Source organism: Achromobacter sp. RW408 (genome assembly GCF_003184165.1).
Lineage (GTDB): Bacteria > Pseudomonadota > Gammaproteobacteria > Burkholderiales > Burkholderiaceae_B > Achromobacter > Achromobacter xylosoxidans.
The window spans coordinates 2,145,639-2,167,284 of record NZ_QHHO01000049.1 but is presented as its reverse complement, the minus strand read 5'-3'; the positions used below and the strand labels follow the sequence as shown (position 1 = coordinate 2,167,284).

Here is a 21,646-nt window from a genome sequence, read left to right as displayed (position 1 = left end):
GGACAGGGCAAAGGATCAATCATATACAATTCGCGGCGCGGGGCGCATGTTTGATCACGCCGACGATCCGGCTTCGTGAAGGGCGTTCCGTAGTGAAGAATCCATGGCAACTCGCGTCAGACAATTCGTAATTCATGGCGTTACCGAAAGCGGTAGCCGCTTTCGCCCCAGCGATTGGGCGGAACGGCTCGCCGGCGTAATGGCACAGTTCCGGCCCGCCGGCTGTGCCGGTAACCACCTCACCTACTCGCCCTACGTGCTGCCCGTCGTCATCGACGGCGTGCGTGGCATCGTGGTCGACCAGCGCTTGCGCGACCTCGAACCGCTGGCGTACAAGTTCGTGGTGGATTTCGCCCGCGACAACCACCTCAAGACGGAAGAACGCGAAATCTAGGTTTGCCGAAACCACAAAGCGCCCGAATCGGGCGCTTTGTCTTTCAGGCTTGCTACAGGCCGCGCCCCTCTCGCCGGGGCGGGGTGGCGCGCGGCCGCCCGCGTGGCGGCCGGCCGCGTTGCTACTTGGCGTAGACCAGGTCGCGCAGTCCCAACGACAACCCCGGCCAATACGTAATCACCATCAGGCAGACAATCACCACCCCCACGAACGGAATCAACGGCTTGATCAACCGCTCCAGCGGCAATTTGGCCACCGCGCACGCCGCGAACAGATTCACCCCGAATGGCGGCGTGATCATGCCCAGGGCCAGGTTGACCACCATGATGATGCCGAAGTGCACCGGGTCCACCCCGAACTTCAGCGCCACCGGCAGCAGCAGCGGCGCCAGTACCACGATCGAGGCCGAGGTCTCGATGAACATGCCGATCACGAACAACGCCAGGTTCACGCCCATCAGGAACGAGAACTGGGTGTCGAACAGCTGCGCCAGCCACACGCCCAGCGCGTCGGGGATGCCGGCGCGGTTCAGCAGGAAGCTGAAGACGCCGGCGTTGGCGATCACGAACATGATCACGGCGGTGGACACCACCGACTTGTGCAGCGTGTCCGACAGCTGTTTGAAGCTCAGGCGGCGGTAGACGAACTTGCCCACCACCACCGCGTACATCACCGCCACCACCGACGCCTCGGTCGGGGTGAAGACGCCGCCGTAGATGCCGCCCAGGATGATGACCGGCATCATCAGCGCCAGCCAGGCGCGTTTGAAGGCCGGCCACAGCGGCAGGCGGCCTTCGCCGTCGCGCTTGCCCAGGTTGTTGCGCTTGGCGTAGAGCCACACGTAGAACATCAGCGCCACGCCGATCAGGATGCCGGGCATGACGCCGGCGATGAACAGTTCGCCGGTGGAAGTGTCGGTGGACACCGCGAACAGGATCATCGGGATCGACGGCGGGATGATTACACCCAGTTCGGCCGCGCTGGCCTGCAATGACGCGGCGAAGGGGGCGGGATAGCCGTGGCGGATCATGGCCGGGATCAGGATGGCGCCCACCGCGAAGGTGGTGGCGACGCTGGAGCCGGCCACGGCGGCGAAGATCATGCAGGTCAGCACGCAGGTGCAGGCCAGGCCGCCCTGGATGCCGCCGACCACGCTCTTGGCGAACTCCACCATGCGTTCGGAGATGCCGCCGGCTTCCATCAGGTTGCCGGCCAGGATGAAGAACGGGATCGCGACCAGCGGGTACTTGTCCAGCGCGGCATAGAGCTGCTGGGCCACCACCAGCCAGGGCAGGTTGGCGGCGCCCACCCCCGCCAGGCTGGCCAGCCCGATCGACACGGCGACCGGCACGGACAGCCCGAAGAAAATCAGCATCGAGACAATCATTAATTGGGACATGGCGATATCGGCTGCTTGAATTCGGGACGGGACTCAGCCCTGCGCGTCGTTGCGCACGGGGACGTCTTCTTCTTCGCCGGCGCACCAGCGCGCCAGCACGGCGATGGCGGCGAGCGTCGCGCCCACCGGGATCGCCAGGTAGATCCAGGAGATCGAGATGTCCAGGCTGGGCACGTTCTGGAAACGCACGCGGTAGGTCATCTGGCCGCCGATCCAGGCGATGAAGCCGAGAAAACCGGCGCAGATCAGGCCGATGACGGCTTCCAGCATGCGGCGGCGCATGCCGCCCAGCAGGTTGCGCAGCAGTTCGACGCTGATCATGGCACCGTGGCGAAAGGCCAGGGCCACGCCCAGCAGCACGGTCCAGATCAGCAGGGCGCGGGTCAGCACCTCGCTCCAGTCGGCGGGCGAATGCAGCACGAAGCGGGCGATGACCTGGTAGAAAGCGGCGGCCGCGGCGGCCACCAGCAGGAGTTGGGCGATGACCGACACCAGCTTGAACAGGATGCGGTCGAAGGCGCAGAGCAGACGCATGGGGGTTTCCAGGACGGATGGCGGAGCGCGCGGAGGGCGGAGCGGCAGGCGCCGCCGGGGACGAAATTCGCTTCCGTCATCCCGGCGCCTCGCGCCGCGCCGGCCTTGCGCTTACTTGGTGTCGCGGATCGACTCGATCAGCTTCTTGTCGAACTTCTTGTAGTACTCGGGATAGGCCGGCTCGACGGCGGCGGCGAAGGCGGCGCGGTCGACTTCGGACACCTGCATGCCTTCCTTCTTGAGCTGCTCGACGCCGGTCTTCTCGATGTTGTCGACATAGGCGCGCATGGCCTGGGCCGATTCCTTGCCGGCCTTGTCGAACTTGGCCTTGTCGTCGGCCGACAGGCCGTCATAGACGTTGGCCGACATCAGCACCAGCGCCGGGCCGTAGACGTGGCCGGTCAGCGACAGGTATTTCTGCATCTGCGACAGCTTGGCCGAGGTGATCACCGACAGCGGGTTTTCCTGGCCGTCGATGGTGCCCTGCTGCAGGGCGGTGGCCACTTCCGGCCAGGCCATCGGCGTCGGCAGGATGCCGATCTGGCGGAAGGCGGTGATGTGGATCGGGTTTTCCGTGGTGCGGATCTTCAGGCCCTTGGCGTCGGCCGGCGTCTTGACCGGGCGCACGTTGTTGGTCAGGTGGCGAAAGCCCTGCTCGCCCCAGGCCAGCGCGATGATGCCGCGGCTGGGGAACTTTGCCAGCATATCCTGTCCGATCTTGCTGTCGAGCACGTTGCGCGCGTGTTGCAGGTCGCGCAGCAGGAAGGGGATGTCGAAGACGCCGGTCTCGGGCACGAAGTTCAGGGTGGCGCCGGTCGAGACGATGGCCAGGTCGATGGTGCCGATCTGCAGGCCTTCGATCACTTCGCGTTCGCCGCCCAGCGCGCTGTTGGCGAATTGCTGTACCTTGTACTTGCCGTTGCTGGACGCCTCGATCGACTTGGCCAGAGCGTCGGCGCCGGCGCCGTAGTGCGACGACGTCGACAGGGCATAGGCCATCTTCAGGGGAGCCTGGGCCGAGGCGGCCAGGGGCGCGGCGACCGCGCAGGCAGCCAGGATCGTGGCCGCGAGCCAGGATTTACGCATTGTCTTCTCCAGGGATATCAGTATTTTTTGCAGTGGGTTTTGCAGTCGGTATGCGGCGCCGCAAGGCGCTTCGCGCATGATAGCGGGATTCGGCCCCCATTCCGGCCGTTGGTTAACATTGGCAGATGATGGATTTCCCTGATGTCTCACGGGCCAGGCGCCCCGGCTTTTGGACCACCCTGGCGCTGGGCGCCCGCATGATGATGCGCGACGCCCGCGCCGGCGAGCTGCGCCTGCTGGTGCTGGCCCTGGTGGTGGCGGTGGCTGCCGTCACCAGCGTCGGCTTCCTGGCCGACCGGGTCGGCCGGGCGCTGGAACGCGACGCCGGCCAGATGCTGGGCGCCGACCTGGTGCTGGACGCGGACGAACCGGTGCCGGCGGCCTTCCTCGATCAGGCCCGCGAGCGCGGCCTGTCCGTCTCCAATACCTGGCAGTTCCCGTCCATGGTCAGCGCCGGCGACGGCGCCCAATTGGCGGCCCTGAAGGCGGTCGAGCCCGGCTACCCGCTGCGCGGCGCCCTGCGGGTGACGGACGCGCCGTTCAACCCCGACGGCCCCACCCGCGACATCCCGCCCGAGGGCGCGGTCTGGGTGGACGGCCAACTGCTGTCGCTGTTGGGCCTGAAGGTCGGCGACACCCTGAACGTGGGCGACGCCCACTTGCGCATCGACCGGGTCATCACCTACGAACCGGACCGCGGCATGCAGTTCGTCAATGTCGCGCCGCGGGTGATGCTGCGCGCCAGCGACCTGCCGGCCACCGGGCTGATCGCGCCCGGCAGCCGCATCGGCTATGCCCTGCTGGTGGCCGGCGAACCGGATGCGGTGGCCGACTACTCCGCCTGGCTGGGCCAGAACCTCAAGCGCGGCCAGAAGGTCGCCACGCTGGAATCGGGCCGGCCCGAGGTGCGCCGCACCCTCGACCGGGCGCAGCGCTTCCTGTCGCTGGTGGCGCTGCTGGCGGTGCTGATTTCCGCCGTGGCAGTGGCGCTGGCGGCCGGCCGTTACATGACCCGGCACCGCGACGGCATTGCCGTGATGCGCTGCCTGGGGGCGGTGCAGTCGCAGATCGCCCGCATGCTGACCCTGGAATTCGCGCTGGTCGGCCTGTTCGCCTCGGCCGCCGGCTGCCTGCTGGGCTACGCGGTGCACCAGGTGCTGGTGATGGTGCTGGGTTCGCTGATCGACACGACCTTGCCGGCGCCCTCGGCCATTCCGGCCCTGCAGGGGCTGCTGACCGGCCTTTTGCTGTTGCTGGGTTTCGCCCTGCCGGCCCTGGCGCAGTTGCGCCACGTGCCGCCGGCGCGGGTGCTGCGGCGCGACGCCGACGTCATCAGCGCCCGCGGCGCGCTCGGCTACGGCGTCGGCGCCGTCGGATTCGCCCTGCTGATCTGGTGGTTCGCCGGCGACGCGAAGTTGGGCGGCGTGGTGGCGGGCGGGTTCCTGGGGGCCTTTGCGCTGTTCGCGTTGGTGGCCTGGCTCTGCATCCTGGGCTTGGCGCGCCTGCGCGGCCTGGCCGCCGGCCTGCCGGCGCTGCGTTTTGCGCTGGCCGGGGTGGTGCGCCGGCGCGCCGCCACCATCACCCAGGTGTGCGCGCTGGCGGTGGGCCTGATGGCCCTGCTGCTGCTGGCCATGACCCGCACCGACCTGATCCAGGGCTGGCAGCGCACGCTGCCGCCGGACGCGCCCAACCGTTTCCTCATCAATGTGCAGCCCGACCAGCGCCAAGCCGTGACCGACGCGCTGACCCGCGAGGGGCTGGGCCGGATCGTGCTGTCGCCGATGGTGCGCGGCCGCCTCATCGCCGTCAACGGCAAGCCGGTGGGGCCGGACGACTACGAGGAGCCGCGCGCCAAGCGCCTGGTGGACCGCGAATTCAACCTGTCCTATGGCGAGCAGATGCCGTCGTCCAATCGCATCGAGCAGGGCCGCTGGCTCAAGCCGGGCTCGGCCGAGGTGTCGCTGGAGTCGGGTCTGGCCAAGACGCTGGGCATCAAGCTGGGCGACAAGATGACCTTCGACGTGGCCGGCCAGCAGTTCGAGGTGGCCGTGTCCAGCACCCGGCGGGTGGATTGGGATACGATGCGCGTCAATTTTTTCGCCATCCTGACGCCCGAAACCCTGGCCGACATGCCGCAAAGCTGGATCACGTCCTTCTACCTGCCGCCGGAAAAGGCCCAGGTGCTGCCCGCGCTGGTGCGGCAGTTCCCGAACCTGACGGTGTTCGACGTGGGCGCCATCCTGCAACAGTTGCAGTCGGTGCTCAACGAGGTCGGCCGGGCGGTGCAGCTGCTGTTCCTGTTCACCCTGGCGGCCGGCGTGCTGGTGCTGTCGGCCGCCCTGACCGCCACCCGCGACGAGCGCATGCGCGAAGCCGCGGTGCTGCGCGCGCTGGGCGCGACCCGGCGCCAGCTGGCGCGCTCGCAGCGCATCGAGCTGTGGGCGGTGGGCGGCCTGGCCGGCCTGCTGGCCGCGGCCGGCGCCAGCGCGATCGCTTGGGCTTTATCAACCCAGGTGTTCGATTTCACGATTACCCTCAGCCTCTGGCCCTGGCTGGTGGGGGTCGGCGCGGGTATGCTCGGCGCCTGGGCCGGTGGTGCGCTGGCGTTGCGCGGCGTGCTGCGCACCCCGCCGCTGGTCACCCTGAGAGAAACCTGATGACGTCCTCCGTCCAAACCCCTACCGAACCCGTGGAAACTTCCTCCAGCATTTTCGATCTCCTGGGCGGCGAACGCGGCGTGCGCGCCCTGGTCGACCGCTTCTACGACCTGATGGACATGGAGTCCGACCTGAAGGAACTGCGCGCCGCGCACGGCCCCAGCCTGGACGAAGCCCGCGACAAGCTGTTCTGGTTCCTGTGCGGCTACTTCGGCGGCCCCAATCACTATATAGAGCGCTTCGGCCATCCGCGCCTGCGGGCGCGGCATTTGCCATTCTCAATCGGCCAGGTCGAGCGCGACCAATGGGTGGCCTGCATGGGCCGCGCCATGGAAGACGAGGGCGTCGAGCCCGCCCTGGTCGAGCGCCTGCTGCAATCGTTCTTCGGCGTGGCCGACTGGATGCGCAACCGTGAAGGCTGATCGGGATCCCTCTGGCGCCCGCCGCCATGCCTGGCCGGCGCCGCTGGCCGGCGCCATGCTGGCCGACCCGCGCCTGGGCGATGCCGGTCCCGAGCTGTTCAACCCGGCGCACTATGGCGACCGGGCCCGGCCGGTGGATGCTGGCGGCCGCCAGGCGGCCTGGTTCGTGCAGGGCCAGGGCTGGCAGGGCGTGCTGCGACGCTACCGGCGCGGCGGCCTGATCGCCAAGCTCAGCCGCGACACCTACCTGTGGGCGGGCCAGGCGCGTACCCGCAGCTTCCGCGAATTCCGCCTGCTCGCCGCCATGCGCGCCCAGGGCCTGCCGGTGCCGGCGCCGCTGGCCGCCGCTTACTGGCGCCAGGGGCCGACCTACCGCGCCGCCATCGTGGTCGAGCGCATCCCGGGCGTGCGGCCGCTGGCCCAGGCGCTGGCCGAGCCGTTGTGGCAGCCGGTGGCCGAGGCCATCGTGCGCATGCACCGGGCCGGCGTCTGGCACGCCGACCTGAACGCCTTCAACATCCTGATCGGGTCCGACGGCCGGGTCTGGCTGATCGATTTCGACCGCGGCACCGACGGCGGCCTTTCCGACCGCCAGCGCCAGGGCAACCTGGAACGCCTGCGCCGGTCGCTGGTCAAGGTGGCGGGGGACGAGGGCGAGCGTTTCTGGCTCAAATTGCGCGACAGCTACTGGACCGCCTGGGGGATCGGCGTACAGCCCTGAGACGGGCGGCGCCCGCGGCCCGATCCGGGCCCAATTGCGGCAAATTGCGCTAAATCCGCCGGTAAAGTTGGGCAGGCCATCGCTAAAAGGCTTTATGATTCCGCCTTTTGGTACTCCTGTAACTTACGGCATATAGCTGGGGGGCTGGTAATGAAACTACGGGCGGGAATGCGCTGGGCGCTGGGGACGATGCTGGTCGCGGCAGCCACGTCGGCGGCGGTGGCGCAGAACAAGGTCGTCAACGTCTACAACTGGGCCGAATACACGGCCCCGGACACGATCCCCGGTTTCGAGAAGGAAACCGGCATCAAGGTCCGTTATGACGTCTACGACAGCAACGACACGCTGCAGGCCAAGCTGCTGGCCGGCAAATCGGGTTACGACGTCGTTGTCCCGTCCACGCATTACGCCTCGCGCCAGATCGAGGCCGGCCTGTTCCAGAAGCTGGACAAGTCCAAGATCCCCAACTGGAAGTACCTGGATCCCGACGTCATGGCGCTGGTCGCCTCGGTCGATCCCGGCAACGAATACGCCATTCCGTGGGGCTACGGCACCAATGGCCTGGGCTACAACGTCACCAAGGTCAAGCAGATCATGGGCGAGAACGCCGACCTGGCCAACTGGGACATGATCTTCAAGCCCGAGAACGCCGCCAAGCTCAAGGAGTGCGGCATCTCGATGCTGGACGAGGCCGCGCAGGTGTTCCCGGCCGTGCTCAAGTACCTGGGCAAGGACCCCAACAGCGCCAACCCGGACGACTACAAGGCCGCGCTGGACGTGCTCAAGCAGATCCGTCCGTACATCCGCCAATTCAGCTCGTCGGGCTACATCGACGAACTGGCCGTGGGCGACTTGTGCATGGTCTACGGTTTCTCGGGCGACGTCATGATCGCCCGCAAGCGCGCCCAGGAGGCCAAAAAGCCTTATGAAGTGAACTACTTCATTCCCAAGGGCGGCGCCCCGGCCTGGTTCGACCTGATGGTCATCCCGAAGGACGCGCCGCATCCGGAAGAGGCCCTGGCGTTCATCAACTACATCGAGACGCCGCAGGTGCACGCCGCCATCACCAACACCATGTTCTACCCCAACGCCAACAAAGAGGCGCGCAAGTACGTGGTCAAGGACGTGGCCGACAACCCGATGATCTACCCGTCGCCCGAGGTCTCCAAGTCGCTGTATGTCATCAAGGCCCAGCCCTTGAACATCCAGCGCCTGCAGACGCGCATGTGGGCCGAGCTGAAATCGGGACGCTGAGCATCATGAGCGATAGCCGTTACTCGGCGCAGCATGCGGCCGACCCGGACGAGTTCGTCCGGGTCGCCGATGTGGTCAAGATCTTCGGCGACGTGGTCGCCGTCCGTTCCGTCAACCTCTCGGTCAAGCGCAACGAGATCTTCGCGTTGCTGGGCAGCTCCGGCAGCGGCAAGTCGACCTTGCTGCGCATGCTGGCCGGCTTCGAGGAAGCCACCTCGGGCCAGATCCTGCTCGATGGCGAGGACATCACCAACGTGCCGCCGTACCGGCGGCCGGTGAACATGATGTTCCAGTCGTACGCGCTGTTCCCGCACATGACGGTCGAGGCCAACGTGGCCTTCGGCCTGAAGCAGGAAGGCGTGGACCGCGCCGAAATCCACGACCGCGTGTTCGAGGCGCTCGACCTGGTGCAGATGGCCGGCTATTCGCGCCGCAAGCCCAACCAGCTGTCCGGCGGCCAGCAGCAGCGCGTGGCGCTGGCGCGCAGCCTGGTCAAGCGGCCCAAGCTGCTGCTGCTGGACGAGCCGATGTCGGCGCTGGACAAGCAGATCCGCCAGAAGACCCAGATCGAGCTGGTCAAGATCCTGGAGCAGGTCGGCGTGACCTGCATCATGGTCACCCACGACCAGGAAGAGGCCATGACCATGGCGCACCGCCTGGCGGTCATGACCGAGGGCCAGATCGTGCAGTGCGGCACGCCGCAGGACGTCTACGCCTTCCCGAACTCGCGCTTCGTCGCCAGCTTCATCGGCTCGACCAACATGTTCACCGGCACCATCGTGGTCGATGAACCCGACCACGTCGCCATCGAAAGCCCCGAACTGAGCCGCCCGCTGTACGTCAGCCACGGCGTCAGCGAGCCGCTGGGCATGGACGTGCACGTCTCCATCCGCCCCGAGCGCATGGTGGTGTCGCGCGAACAGCCGGCGGGCGAATACAACTGGGCCCACGGCATGGTCAGCCACATGGCATGGATGGGCAGCTACGCGCTCTACCAGATCCGCCTGGATTCCGGCGCCATGGTCGAGGCCAGCGTGCCCAGCCTGCAACTGGCCCAACTGGACGCCCCGGGCATCGACGAAGAGATCTTCGTCAGCTGGGACGCCGACAGCGCGACGGTGCTGGCGTCATGAGCCGCTTCTCGCCCCGCGACTGGCTGCCCTCGGGCCGGACGCTGGCGGTGGTGCCGCCGTTCGCCTGGCTGGTGCTGTTCCTGCTGGTGCCGTTCCTGCTGGTGTTCAAGATCAGCTTCGCCGAGCTCAAGTTCGGCATTCCGCCGTACACCTCGCTGGCCGAATTCAAGGACGAGGCGGTGCAGTTCAGCCTGCACCTGCGCGGCTACATCCTGCTGTTCACCGACAGCCTGTATTTCGCCACCTACCTCAGTTCGGTAAAGATCGCGGCCATCACCACGCTGGCCTGTGTGCTGATCGGCTATCCCATCGCCTACTACATCGCGCGATCGTCGCCGCGGGTGCGCAACCTGCTGCTGCTGGGCGTGATCCTGCCGTTCTGGACCTCGCTGCTGCTGCGCGTTTACGCCTGGGTCGGCATCCTGCGCAACGACGGTCTCTTGAACAACTTCCTGCAATGGCTCGGCATCATCTCCAGCCCATTGGAGATCTACCGCACCGACCTGGCCGTGTATATCGGCATGGTCTATGCCTACCTGCCGTTCTTCATCCTGCCGCTGTATGCCACGCTGGTGAAGATGGACCTGCGCCTGCTGGAAGCCGCCTACGACCTCGGCGCCAGGCCCTGGCAGGCGTTCTGGCAGATCACCGTGCCGCTGTCGCGGCAGGGCGTCATCGCCGGCGCCATGCTGGTGTTCATCCCGGCGGTCGGCGAATACGTCATTCCCGAAATGCTGGGCGGCGCCAACACGCTGATGATGGGCCGCGTCATGTGGAACGAGTTCTTCAACAACACCGACTGGCCGATGGCCTCTGCGGTGACTTGCGTGATGGTGCTGCTGTTGCTGGTGCCGCTGGCGCTGTTCCAGTACAACCAGGTCAAGCAGCAGGAACTGGCCAACGGGGGGCGCAAATGAACGGTCCCAACAAGACCTTGCGCGCCGTGGTGCTGGGGCTGGGCTACTTCTTCCTGTACGTGCCCATCATCAGCCTGATGGTGTTCTCGTTCAACGAATCGCCCGCCGTGACCTCCTGGACCGGTTTCTCGTTCCGCTGGTATCACTCGCTGTTCAACGACGACGCGTTGCTGCGCGCGGCCTGGCTGTCGTTCCGCATCGCCGCCATGACCGCCACCGCGGCCGTCATCATCGGCACCTGGGCCGGCTACGTGCTGGGCCGCATGGGGCGCTTCCGCGGTTTCGCGCTGTACGTGGGCATGCTGAGCGCGCCGCTGGTGATCCCCGAAGTGGTGCTGGGCATCTCGCTGCTGCTGATGTTCGTGGAGTTGCGCGGCCATCTGGGCTGGCCGGCCGAGAACGGCATCTTCACCATCTGGGTCGGCCACGTGACGCTGTGCATGGCCTTCGTGGCGGTGGTGATCCAGACCCGCATCCGCGACCTCGACCGTTCGCTGGAAGAAGCCGCGCTGGACCTGGGCGCCACGCCCATCACGGTGTTCTTCAAGATCACGCTGCCGCTGATCGCGCCGGCGCTGGCCTCGGCCTGGCTGCTATCCTTCACGTTGTCGCTGGACGACGTGGTGCTGGCGTCGTTCCTGTCCGGTCCCAGTTCCAGCACGCTGCCGATGGAAGTCTTCTCGCGCGTGCGGCTGGGCCTGAAACCCGAGATCAATGCGTTGGCGACGCTGTTCATCCTGGCGGTGGGCACCTGCGTCATCCTGGCCAACCGCATGCAATGGCGCAAGGAGTCCGAACCCAAATGAAGCAAACCACCCTGTATGGCCTGACCAAGTGCAGCACCTGCGTCAAGGCGCGCGAGTGGCTGACCGCGCACGGCGTCGACCACCAGTTCATCGACTACCGCGACCATCCGGTGCCGGCCGCCACCCTGAAGGAATGGGCCGGCCAGCTCGGCGGCTGGGAAAAACTCGTCAACCGCGCTTCCATGACCTGGCGCAACCTGCCGGACGATCGCAAGACGGCCAGCACCGACGCGCAGTGGACCAAGCTGATCGCCGAGTTCCCGGCACTGGTGCGCCGCCCGGTGGCGGTGACGCCGGATGGCGAAGTCGGCGTCGGCTTCAGCGAAAAGCGCTACGGCGAACGCTTCGCCTGACGCCGTGGCGGGCAAGGCCGACAAGGCATCGCGCGGCGCCGGCAAGGCGTTACCCGATGCCTTTTTCAATCGCGACGCGCGCCAGCTGGCGCGCGAACTGCTGGGCAAGGTGGTGCGCCACCGGGTCGACGGCCTGTGGCTGTCGGCGCGCATCATCGAGACCGAGGCCTACTACCTGGAAGAGAAGGGCAGCCATGCCTCGCTCGGCTATACCCACAAGCGCCGCGCCCTGTTCATGGACGGCGGCGTGGTCTACATGTATTACGCGCGCGGCGGCGACTCGCTCAATTTCAGCGCGGGCGGGCCGGGCAACGCGGTGCTGATCAAGTCCGGCTATCCCTGGGTCGACGCGCTCTCGGGCCCCGAGGCGCTGGCCCGCATGCAGGCCTTGAATCCCGATGCCCAGGGCCGTCCGCGCCTGCCGGCGCGCCTGTGCGCGGGCCAGACGCTGCTGTGCCGCGCGCTGGGCCTGAAGGTGCCGGACTGGGATGCGCGGCGCTTCGACCCCGACGCGCTGTACGTCGAAGACGTGGGCGAATCGCCGCAGGCATTGATCAGCACCGCCCGGCTTGGCATCCCGCCCGGGCGCGACGAACACCTGGAATACCGCTACGTCGATCCGGCCTATGCGGCCTGGTGCACGCGCAACCCTTTGCGTCGCGGGCAAGTGGCCGGACGGGACTATCACTGGGTCGACCGGCAGGGGGCGCCGCTCAAGCAGGCGCCCTGAGGCGGGCGCGGCGCGCTTGCCTCAGGGCCGCGGCCTTCAGCCCTGGGGGCCGGAGCCGCCCGTGCCCGCCTGTTGCGCCGCCTTGCGGGCGCGCTCGGCCATGCCGGCCCGCATCTCGGCGTATTTGCGTTGGATGCGCCGGCGGTTGATGCGCTTGCTCCACGCATAGATGGGCACCAGCGGCAAGACGCCGAACCCGTCGATCAGGAACAGCCCCGACCGGCCTTCCGCGTTCTGGCCACAGGCGATGTTGCTGGCGGTCAGGTCGTGCAGCACCACGTGCGCGTCGGCCAGGTCCTCGATGAACTCATCCAGTTGTGCCGACAGGGCCGCATCCATTGTTCCCTGGGGCGCCAGGTCCGCCAGGGTGGGGGCGATATTGCCCGCTTCATCGGTGATTTTCTCGACCAGCAGGCCCAGGCCCAGTGTGGTCTGGGCCACGCCCAGAATGCGCGCCATCGGCACCTGCCAGACGCCGGACGGGCGCGTGGTCGTGGTGACGTATTCCGTGATTTCGTTCAGGTAGACGCGATAGGCGCTTTCGCGCTGGTATTGCTTGTACCAGCGCTTGAACGGCCGGGCTTCGAGGTAAATCGCGCGCGCCTGCATGTCCATGACCTTGACCAACAGGGAAGGGGCATGGGGATGCTGGAAGATATGACGGTCCCCGCCCACCGCGACCGGAGTTTCGTCATTGAGATTCAATGGACCGAAAATCGATTCGAAGGCGACGGGAGGCGGACAGTACGTGGGGAAATCAGCTGTATTCAACTGTTTTTAAGGTTTATACATACGTTGTTAACAGTTTAATGCTGTTGTTTGCTTTTGGTTTTTTCTGCGTGCCGGGAAAGTCGTTTCGGATAGCTACAGAGGGCCGGGTATGCCGCCCTATAATTTCACGCGCCCGGCGTGGGCGCGCAGCGTTGAGGGTCCGTTTTGTCAAACGAAGTTCTGCTCTGGGTCGCCGCCGGCGGCGCGGTACTGGCCTGCCTGGCGGCCCTGATGGCCTGGCTGTCGCGCCCGGCTCGTGATGATCGCCTGGACGCCTTGCTGGACGGCCTGGAACGCACCGAGCGCGCGCTGCGCGCCGATATCGCCGAGGGCCAGCGCGGTCTGCGCGCCGAGTTCTCGGAATCGACCCGCGGCCTGCGGCAGGAACTGGCGCAATCCCACGGCGAGCTGCGCGCGGCGCTGACCCGCGATGCCCAGGCGGCGCGGGCGGAATCGGCCGAATCACTGGCGCGCTTCGCGGCCGGGTTCAACGAGCAGTTGCAAGGGCTGATACAGATCAACGAGCGGCGCCTGATGGAGGTGCGCGAGACGGTCGATCAGCGTTTGCAAGCGTTGCAGAATGACAACAGCGCCAAGCTCGATGATATGCGTCGCACGGTCGACGAGAAGCTCCACGCCACCCTGGAGCAGCGCCTGGGGGAATCATTCAAGCAGGTTTCCGACCGCCTTGAAGCGGTGCACAAGGGATTGGGCGAAATGCAGGCGCTGGCCGCGGGCGTGGGCGACCTGAAACGGGTCCTGACCAACGTCAAGTCGCGCGGCACCTGGGGCGAAGTGCAATTGGCGCGCCTGATCGAAGACAACATGACGCCGGAGCAGTACGCCAGCAATATCAAACCGGTGCCGGGCAGCGACGCGGTGGTCGAATTCGCCATCCGCCTGCCGGGGCGCGGCGATGGCGGCATGCCCGTCTGGCTGCCGATCGACGCCAAGTTTCCCAAGGAAGAGTACGAGCGCCTGATGGATGCGCAGGAGGCGGCCGACGCCGAGGGCGTGAAGGCGGCCGGTGCTGCCTTGGCCAAGGCGGTCGAACTGCAGGCGCGCCTGATCGCCACCAAGTACGTGGCGCCGCCGCACACCACGGATTTCGCCATCATGTTCCTGCCCACCGAAAGCCTGTATGCCGAAGTGTTGCGGCGCCCGGGGCTGCTGGATCGACTGCACGACCTGCGTATCAACGTGGCCGGGCCCAGCAACCTGGCGGCGCTGCTCAACAGCCTGCAGATGGGCTTTCGCACGCTGGCCATCGAGCAACGCTCGTCCGAGGTCTGGCAGGTGCTGCGCGCGGTCAAGACCGAATTCGGCAAATTCGGTGACGCGCTGGCCGGCGTGAAGAAGACCCTGGACACCGCCAGCAGCAAGATCGGCCAGACCGAGGTGCGCACGCGCGCCATGCTGCGCAATCTGAAAAGCGTCGAAGCGCTGCCCGAAGCCGAGGCGCTGCGCCTGCTGGGCGGCGAAGGCGCCGCCGACGAGACCGCGGCCGAGGGCGACGCGCCCGCGGCGCCCGCTTCCGGCGCCTGACAGGCGCGCCCGGCTGCCGGCCTTACGCGCCTGCGTCGCCGCGCCGCCATCAGCGGCCATCGCCCGGGCGCCGTTTCCCCCCCGCGGCCCGGCGTGGCGCCCTCCGGGGCCGAGCTTGTGACCCGGGCGCTCTGCCGATATCCTCATACTTGCGGCATTCCGCCGTCGATATCTGGAGCATCGTAAGCATGGGCACGGCTGACCGAGTTGATTCCTCTTCCTTCGACGCGATGGCGCTGGGCGCCGAGATCGCCCAGGGGGCCACCACGGCGCAGGCCGCGATGCAGCAGGCGGTGGAACGGGTGGCGGCGCGCAATCCGTCGATCAACGCGGCGTGCGGCGTGCAGGCCGAGCTGGGCCTGGACCTGGCCCGCGCGCTGGACGATGAGCTGGCGACGCTGACGGCCGAGCAGCGGCTGGCGCTGCTGCGCGAGCGTCCGTTCCTGGGCGTGCCGACCTTGCTCAAGGACCTGGGCACCGCCGCGCTGGGGTTGCCCAGCGCCATGGGCTCGGTGCTGTATGGCCAGGTTGAATGGAATGTCGACGCTGAAATCGTCAAGCGCTATCGCCGCGCCGGCCTGATCCCTTTCGGCCGCAGCACCAGCGCCGAACTGGGCCTGAGCCCCACCAGCGAATCGCCGGTCTACGGCGCGCCGACCCAGAACCCCTGGAAGGCCGGCCACAGCGCCGGCGGTTCCAGTGGCGGGGCAGGGGCGGCGCTGGCCAGCGGCATGGTGCGCATCGCCCATGGCAGCGACGGCGGCGGCTCGATCCGCATTCCGGCCTCGTGTTGCGGCGTGCTGGGCCTGAAGCCGTCGCGCGGCATGATGCCGCTGGGGCCGCTCAAGGGCGAGGGCTGGGGCGGCCTGGCGACAGAACACATGATGACGCTGTCGGTGCGCGATTGCGCGGCGGCGCTGGATATCAGCGCCGGCGCCGACGTCGGCGCGCCGTATGCGGCGCCGGCCAGGCCAGGCGAATCCTATCGCGACATCGTGGCGCGGGTGTCGGCGGATCCGCGCTCATCGCCGCGCCGCCGCATTGCCTATATCAACACCACCTACGAAGGCGAAGCGATCCATCCCGAGGTCGCGGCGGCGGTCGACGAGGCCGCGCGCCTGTTCGCCGGCCTGGGCCACGAACTGGTGGTGGCCGCGCCGCCGGTGGGTTCCGAGGAAGTGCTGTCGCCGATGCTGCCGCTGATCGCCAGCGCCGCCGCCAATGCCATCGACAGCTTCGTCGGCGCGCGCAATCGTCGTCTTGCCGCAGACGAATTGCAGCCGACCACGCTGGGCGCGCGCGAGTACGCCCGCGCGATTTCCGGCGCGCAGTACGTGGCTTGCGTCGATACCTGCCACGAGATCACGCGCCGCATCGGCCGCTTCCTGCATCGCGAGGGCACGCAGGGCCACGACCTGTTCCTGTCGCCGGTGTTGGCGCAACTGCCGGCGCCCATCGGCCTCTATGCGATGGACAACGCCGATTACCTGGCCTATCGCCTGGGCAAGAAGGGCGTGATCGGCTATTCGCCGTTCGCGCCGTTGGCCAACCTGACGGGCATGCCCGCCATTTCCATTCCGTTCGGCCTGTCGGCCGACGGCCTGCCGATCGGCATCCAGGTCATGGGCCCGCTGGGCAGCGAGGCCTGGCTGCTGGAACTGGCCGCCCAGGTCGAGGCCCTGCGGCCCTGGCAGCGGGTGGCGCCCATCGCCAGATAGGCCGCCGGGCGGGGCGCGCCGGCAAGCACGGCGCATCAACGAAGAGGAGCCAGCATGCCGTCGTTCGTGACCCATACCGTACTCAACCAGGTCCCGCCCCTGGAAGACTATTCGCTGTTCGAGACCGACCCGGCGTTGCGCGAGGCGGCGGTCCGCGAGGGCGCTGGCGCCTGGCTCGGCGACCTCGGCGCGCATGGGGCCTGGCTCGGCCGCGCCCAGACCCTGGCCGCCGGCGTCGACGCCAACCGCTATCCGCCGCGGCTGCAGGCCTATGACCGGACCGGCCATCGCATCGACCATGTCGATTTCCATCCCGCCTGGCAATTGTTGATGAGCGGCATCGTGGCGCGCGGCCTGCACAGCCGCGCCTGGGCCCAGCCGGTGCCGGGGGCGCAGGTGGCGCGGGCGGCGGCCTACCTGATGCAAGGCCAGGTCGAGGCCGGCACGCTGTGTCCCACCACCATGACCTTTGCCGCCGTGCCTCTGCTGCAACGCGAGCCGGCGGGCGTGATCGACTACACCGGCGATTGGCTGCCCGCGCTCTATTCGCGCGAATTCGACGGCGCCGACGCGCCGCTGGCCGGCAAGCGCGGCGCGCTGATCGGCATGGGCCTGACCGAGAAGCAGGGCGGTTCCGACCTGCGCGCGGTCACGACACGCGCCGCGCCGCTGGGCGCGATCGGGCGCGGTTGCGCCTATTTGCTGGTGGGCCACAAATGGTTCTTCTCGGTGCCGCAGGCCGACGCCCATCTGGTGCTGGCGCAGACCGACGAGGGCCTTGGCTGCTTTCTGGTGCCGCGCTGGATTCCGGAAGGCCCGCGCAACGCGGTCCGCATCCGGCGCCTGAAGGACAAGCTGGGCAATCACAGCAATGCCAGCGCCGAGGTCGAGTTCGAGGACGCGTGGGGCGTCATGGTCGGCGAACCTGGGCGCGGCCTGGCGGTGCTGCTGGAGATGGCCGCCACCACCCGCCTCGATTGCGTGCTGGGCAGCGCCGCGTTGCTGCGCCAGGCCCTGGTGCAGTCGCTGCACCATGCCTGCCACCGCCAGGCTTTCGGCAAGCCGTTGCTGGCGCAGCCGCTGATGCGCAATGTGCTGGGCGACCTCGCGCTGGAGTCGGAGGCCGCCCAGGCGCTGGCGCTGCGCCTGGCGCGCGCGGTGGACGAGCGTGGCGACGCCGGCGCGCGCGCGCTGGCGCGGGTCGGCACGCCCGCCGCCAAGCTGTGGGTCTGCAAGCGCGCGATCGCGGCGGTGGCCGAATGCATGGAGGCATGGGGCGGCAACGGTTACGTCGAAGAGGGACCGATGCCGCGGCTGTATCGCGAAACGCCGGTCAATTCCATCTGGGAAGGGTCCGGCAATGTCATGGCGCTGGATGTGCTGCGTGCCTTGCAGCGCGAGCCCGAGGCGCTGCCCGCGCTGGAAGGCGAGTTCGCCCCGGCCCTCGGCCAGTACCGCGAGTTCGATGCCGCGCTGGCGCGGTGGCGCGCCCTGTTGGCGGACCCGGCGCAGGCGGAGTTCCAGGCCAGGCGCATCGCCTGCGGCCTGGCGTGCCTGTGGCAGGCGGCGCTGCTGATCCGGCACGCGCCGGGGCCGGTGGCGCAGGGGTTCGTCGGCAGCCGCCTGGCGGGTGTGGGCGGAGTGTTCGGCGAGCTGGCGGGGGGCCTGGACGTCGGGACGATCCTGGCGCGGGCCTGGCCGGCGGCGGCCGCATGCTAAATTTCCCGGCTTCAACCACCTTTATTCCGCATCGCCATGCTCTCCCAGCAAGAACTCAAGCAGCAAGCCGCCGACGCCGCCCTGGAACTCGTTGAACAGGTCGCCGGCCCCGACGTCATCATCGGCGTCGGCACCGGCTCCACGGCCGATCTCTTCATCGACGGCCTGGCGCGTTTCAAGGGTCGGATCGGCGGCACGGTCGCCAGCTCCGAGCGCAGCGCCGCGCGGCTGGCCGGCCATGGCCTGAAAGTGCTGGACCTGAACGACGTCACGTCGATGCCGATCTACGTCGATGGCGCCGACGAGATCGACGCCAACCTGCACATGATCAAGGGCGGCGGCGGCGCGCAGACGCGCGAGAAGATCGTCGCCTCGGTGGCCGACCGCTTCGTCTGCATCGTCGACGAGTCCAAGCTGGTCGAGGTCATGGGCAAGTTCCCGCTGCCGATCGAAGTCATTCCGATGGCGCGCGAGTCGGTGGCCCGCGCCATGACGGCCATGGGCGGCCAGCCGCGCCTGCGCGAGGGCTTCGTGACCGACAACGGCAACATCATCCTGGACGTGGCCGGCCTGTCGATCACCGATGCGCCCGGCCTGGAAGCCCGCGTCAACAATCTGCCCGGCGTGGTCACCTGCGGCCTGTTCGCGATCGCCGGCGCCGACGTGGCGCTGCTGGCCACGCAGAACGGCATCCGCCGCCTGGACCGCCGCGCCTGAGTGGGCATGGCCGACCGCCCTTGCGGGCGGTCCGGCCGCGATTCATAATCCTGTCACACTTGGGTCATAACCTTGCGGGTTGTGCAGGCCCACACACGAAACGCTTTCTTATCGGGGCAATGCAATGAGATCAACCACGCAGGGAGCCCGGATGACGGAGCATACAAACAAGCAGTTCGACGCTGACCTGGAAAGCGTCCGTTCGCAATTCTTGCAAATGGGCGGCGTGGTCGAAGCCATGATCCAGGAGGCCATCGATGCGCTGGCCAGCGGCGATCTGACGCTGGTTGAGAAAGTGCGCGAGCGCGAGAAAGAAGTCAATCGCCACGAAGTGGAGATCGACGAAAGCATCAGCCGCATCCTCGCCCGCCACCAGCCCACCGCGATCGACCTGCGCATGCTGATGGCCGTGTCCAAGATGCTGACGGACATGGAGCGCTCCGGCGACGAGGCCGAGAAGGTGGCCACCGTGGCCCGCCGCATCCACGAGTCCGAAGTCCGCCACATCCCGGTGATCGAACTGCGCCACATGGCCGCCAACGTGCGCACCATGCTGCACCAGGCGCTGGACGCCTTCGCCCGCCTCGACCCCATCCTGGCCGCTGCCGTGGTGCGCAGCGACAAGGAAGTGGACAAGGAATGGAAGGGCGCGTTGCGCCACCTGATCACCTACATGATCGAAGACCCGCGCACCATCTCGCGCGCCATCGACATGATCTTCATCGCCCGCGCCCTCGAACGCATCGGCGACCATGCCAAGAACATGTCCGAGCGCGTGATCTACATGGTCAAGGGCGCGGACGTGCGCCACACCGGCGTCAAGAACACCGAGCGCCTGGCGCGCGGCGAAGAGGATACCCCCGGGCAGGACGACTGATCGCCGCGGCGGCCGCGCCGCCCGTCCTGCCGGAAAAAGCCCCCACGCTCCGCCGCTCGCGGGTCGCTGCCCCCGAGGGGGCGTTTTTGCCTTGGGGCGGCCCGGCGGCAAAAAAGGGCCGGTGTCAAGCGCTTCGTGAAACCGGCCGGATGGCTGGAAGTCTATATGGGACGCGGGATTAGCTCTACTTTGGCCGCTTTGCGGGGCTGCGGCGTTGAGGGCTAGGAGCCACATAAGAGCGTCGCGGTATAAAGCCGGAGCGTGCTGCATCGGGGGCGATTGCCAGCAGACGGTGGGCTTGCTTCGTCAGCATAGCCCAATCGCGGCCACCGTCCTCCATCAACTGGCTCGCAGGCCTGGACTGCGAGGCCACCGGCGTTGCGCACTGGCTCTCGTCCCACTGCAGCACACGCAAGCTCTATTCGACCGTACGAATCGGTCGCAGAGCGCTGATCTGACGATGGCCGCTCAAGCCCGTCTCCAGATGGCTGGATCGCATCCGATCAGATGGCGCTGATGCCATGAAAACGTGGGGAAACCTTAGTTCCCGGATATCTAGCCACCCGGAGGCGATGTGACGTGCTCCAGGGAGATCGCTGCCAACAACTTCGCCTTAGTTGCCAGGCAATCCAACAGAACTTATAACGTCCCGACTGAAATGCGGCGGTTGCTCGGAGCCAGGAATCGTTGGAGCGCCTACAGCCTGGGCGAGTGATTTCCTGGCAACGGACTCATCGCGCTGGGATACCCAAAAAAGCAGCCGATGGACGAAAGCCCAGACCTATCTCGGCGAGTGGAAGGCGCTATTGCCGATTATCGGCAATAGCGCCATGGAAGTAGCCGGCGTTATACCCCCGTGCCCAGCAGACCGCCGATGATCGCCAAATTTACCAGCCAACTGCTGATTGCGTCCTCCCGGGCCTTCTCTTTCATACTCCAGAAGTTCAGCATCAGGAAAGATGCGGCCACGATAAACGCAATCAACCCCATCGCGGCCCAGAAAGAATGGAATCGGAGAATGAACGCCAGTCCCATCAGAATCTGAAATGCAGAGGCCAGCATCAAGAAGAAGCCAGCAGCAGGCACGCCTCTCGCCGCCATCTTTTGCGACACCTCGGAGAAGGAAAGGAAATGAAGGATGCCGCTGCTCACAAAATAGCCACCCAGCAACCAGTGTCCCAATTCGTCGTAGCCCATAATTCTCTCTCTGTAGGCCGCAGCAAGTCGCGGCTAACGCCGCAGCTCCCGCAGTTTCGCTGTCTCACGCGCCAACTCAATCCCTTCAGGACTTGCCCATGTTCCAACGAGCTCAGTCAGCGCTTGCATCGCGCCAGTCAGCGTTGCGCCGGCCTTGTACATCCGCAGAAGCGCCATGTCGTCGGCCAGCTTTGACGGCGAGCCGCCCGCATCGGCAACAACCTGTACGTCATACCCCAGACGCAACAAGGTCAGCGTGGGATGTACCGTACATACGTCATTGGTGACCCCAGCGACGATAAACTTGCGACGGCGCGTGGCCATAACCGCGTTCGCGAAATTCTCGTCCTCCATGGCATCGATCACGCCCTTGCGCTGGATCCTAGCGGCGAACTCGGCGGGAAGAATTTCCTGGAGTTCAGGAAGTAGCGGGCCTTGAGCACGATCTTCCATGCTCGAGGTCAACACAGTGGGTATCTTGAGAACACTTGCAGTTTTTGCCATGAGCATGGCGTTAAGCTTCATTTCCTCGAAGGGAAGCGATTTGACCCAGCCCATCGTTCCAACCTGATGGTCGATGAGCAGCATCGTAACGTCTTGTGCGCGGAATTTCTCGTTCATTGCAATCTCCGATTTGAGTGGAGGGTGAGGTAATTACCCAATCGCCAGATGGTGAGGTTAGTGTTCTGCCTCCTT

The 21,646-nt window shown here is 66.9% G+C and carries 21 protein-coding genes; 15 read left to right on the top strand and 6 right to left on the bottom strand.

What is annotated here, in order from left to right:
* Positions 1-103 precede the first annotated feature (103 nt).
* Positions 104-394, top strand: coding sequence for a DUF3579 domain-containing protein (locus tag DK459_RS29425; RefSeq protein WP_006388526.1), 291 nt, complete (start codon positions 104-106; stop codon positions 392-394).
* Between the two features lie 121 nt (positions 395-515).
* Here the strand turns inward: DK459_RS29425 and DK459_RS29420 are convergent, their stop codons facing one another.
* The 3 genes from DK459_RS29420 to DK459_RS29410 all read right to left on the bottom strand — a co-directional run bounded on the left by DK459_RS29420 (position 516) and on the right by DK459_RS29410 (position 3,413).
* Entirely contained in the window at positions 516-1,793 is a 1,278-nt protein-coding gene (locus DK459_RS29420) for a TRAP transporter large permease (RefSeq protein WP_006388527.1), read from the bottom strand.
* 33 nt (positions 1,794-1,826) lie between these two features.
* Positions 1,827-2,327, bottom strand: coding sequence for a TRAP transporter small permease (locus DK459_RS29415; protein WP_070541196.1), 501 nt, complete (start codon positions 2,325-2,327; stop codon positions 1,827-1,829).
* 111 nt (positions 2,328-2,438) lie between these two features.
* Positions 2,439-3,413 (bottom strand): TRAP transporter substrate-binding protein, encoded by a 975-nt coding sequence (locus DK459_RS29410; RefSeq protein WP_020924419.1) that lies wholly within the window; start codon positions 3,411-3,413, stop codon positions 2,439-2,441.
* Between the two features lie 125 nt (positions 3,414-3,538).
* Between DK459_RS29410 and DK459_RS29405 the strand changes: the two genes are divergently transcribed.
* The 9 genes from DK459_RS29405 (at position 3,539) to DK459_RS29365 (ending at position 12,406) form a co-directional block, all read left to right on the top strand.
* Positions 3,539-6,070 carry an ABC transporter permease gene (locus DK459_RS29405; RefSeq protein ID WP_070541194.1) on the top strand — a complete coding sequence of 844 codons (2,532 nt, stop codon included), beginning with the start codon at positions 3,539-3,541 and terminating at the stop codon, positions 6,068-6,070.
* Complete coding sequence (locus tag DK459_RS29400; protein ID WP_006384574.1) at positions 6,070-6,492, top strand: group II truncated hemoglobin; 423 nt, start codon at positions 6,070-6,072, stop codon at positions 6,490-6,492. Before DK459_RS29405 ends, DK459_RS29400 begins: the two co-directional genes overlap by 1 nt.
* The gene (locus tag DK459_RS29395) at positions 6,482-7,213 is read left to right on the top strand and encodes a 3-deoxy-D-manno-octulosonic acid kinase (protein WP_024068300.1); all 732 of its coding nucleotides are present in this window, start codon (positions 6,482-6,484) and stop codon (positions 7,211-7,213) included. Before DK459_RS29400 ends, DK459_RS29395 begins: the two co-directional genes overlap by 11 nt.
* 150 nt (positions 7,214-7,363) lie before the next feature.
* Positions 7,364-8,467, top strand: coding sequence for a polyamine ABC transporter substrate-binding protein (locus DK459_RS29390; protein ID WP_006384058.1), 1,104 nt, complete (start codon positions 7,364-7,366; stop codon positions 8,465-8,467).
* 5 nt (positions 8,468-8,472) lie between these two features.
* Complete coding sequence (locus DK459_RS29385; protein ID WP_006384057.1) at positions 8,473-9,600, top strand: ABC transporter ATP-binding protein; 1,128 nt, start codon at positions 8,473-8,475, stop codon at positions 9,598-9,600.
* On the top strand, positions 9,597-10,517 hold the full coding sequence (locus tag DK459_RS29380; protein ID WP_006384056.1) for an ABC transporter permease subunit: 921 nt from the start codon (positions 9,597-9,599) through the stop codon (positions 10,515-10,517). Before DK459_RS29385 ends, DK459_RS29380 begins: the two co-directional genes overlap by 4 nt.
* The gene (locus DK459_RS29375; protein WP_006384055.1) at positions 10,514-11,323 is read left to right on the top strand and encodes an ABC transporter permease subunit; all 810 of its coding nucleotides are present in this window, start codon (positions 10,514-10,516) and stop codon (positions 11,321-11,323) included. The genes DK459_RS29380 and DK459_RS29375 overlap by 4 nt, the downstream gene beginning before the upstream one ends.
* Positions 11,320-11,676, top strand: a complete 357-nt coding sequence (locus tag DK459_RS29370; protein WP_006384054.1) for a Spx/MgsR family RNA polymerase-binding regulatory protein — start codon at positions 11,320-11,322, stop codon at positions 11,674-11,676. Before DK459_RS29375 ends, DK459_RS29370 begins: the two co-directional genes overlap by 4 nt.
* A 4-nt stretch (positions 11,677-11,680) precedes the next feature.
* Positions 11,681-12,406 carry a DNA-3-methyladenine glycosylase gene (locus tag DK459_RS29365; protein ID WP_006384053.1) on the top strand — a complete coding sequence of 242 codons (726 nt, stop codon included), beginning with the start codon at positions 11,681-11,683 and terminating at the stop codon, positions 12,404-12,406.
* 36 nt (positions 12,407-12,442) lie between these two features.
* Here DK459_RS29365 and DK459_RS29360 read toward each other — a convergent pair whose 3' ends face one another.
* A complete protein-coding gene (locus DK459_RS29360; RefSeq protein ID WP_049058827.1) occupies positions 12,443-13,177 on the bottom strand; it encodes a PhoP regulatory network YrbL family protein in 735 nt (244 codons plus the stop codon).
* A 231-nt stretch (positions 13,178-13,408) separates the two neighbouring features.
* Here DK459_RS29360 and rmuC point away from each other — a divergent pair, with 231 nt between their 5' ends.
* From rmuC to phoU, 5 genes are all read left to right on the top strand, one after another.
* Positions 13,409-14,722, top strand: a complete 1,314-nt coding sequence (gene rmuC / locus DK459_RS29355) for a DNA recombination protein RmuC (protein WP_223821547.1) — start codon at positions 13,409-13,411, stop codon at positions 14,720-14,722.
* A gap of 188 nt (positions 14,723-14,910) precedes the next feature.
* On the top strand, positions 14,911-16,440 hold the full coding sequence (locus DK459_RS29350; protein WP_070541250.1) for an amidase: 1,530 nt from the start codon (positions 14,911-14,913) through the stop codon (positions 16,438-16,440).
* A 54-nt stretch (positions 16,441-16,494) separates the two neighbouring features.
* Positions 16,495-18,159: an isovaleryl-CoA dehydrogenase gene (locus tag DK459_RS29345; RefSeq protein WP_054440561.1), complete on the top strand. Its 1,665-nt coding sequence runs from the start codon at positions 16,495-16,497 to the stop codon at positions 18,157-18,159.
* A gap of 36 nt (positions 18,160-18,195) precedes the next feature.
* On the top strand, positions 18,196-18,876 hold the full coding sequence (gene rpiA, locus DK459_RS29340; protein WP_024068305.1) for a ribose-5-phosphate isomerase RpiA: 681 nt from the start codon (positions 18,196-18,198) through the stop codon (positions 18,874-18,876).
* A gap of 151 nt (positions 18,877-19,027) precedes the next feature.
* Positions 19,028-19,753, top strand: a complete 726-nt coding sequence (phoU, locus tag DK459_RS29335; RefSeq protein WP_006384047.1) for a phosphate signaling complex protein PhoU — start codon at positions 19,028-19,030, stop codon at positions 19,751-19,753.
* Positions 19,754-20,599: 846 nt separating this feature from the next.
* On the opposite strand, the gene DK459_RS29330 is transcribed toward phoU, so the two are convergent.
* Together DK459_RS29330 and DK459_RS29325 are read right to left on the bottom strand one after the other, a co-directional pair.
* Positions 20,600-20,950, bottom strand: a complete 351-nt coding sequence (locus DK459_RS29330) for a DoxX family protein (RefSeq protein WP_070541790.1) — start codon at positions 20,948-20,950, stop codon at positions 20,600-20,602.
* Between the two features lie 33 nt (positions 20,951-20,983).
* Positions 20,984-21,571 carry an isochorismatase family protein gene (locus DK459_RS29325; RefSeq protein ID WP_070541787.1) on the bottom strand — a complete coding sequence of 196 codons (588 nt, stop codon included), beginning with the start codon at positions 21,569-21,571 and terminating at the stop codon, positions 20,984-20,986.
* Positions 21,572-21,646: the final 75 nt, after the last annotated feature.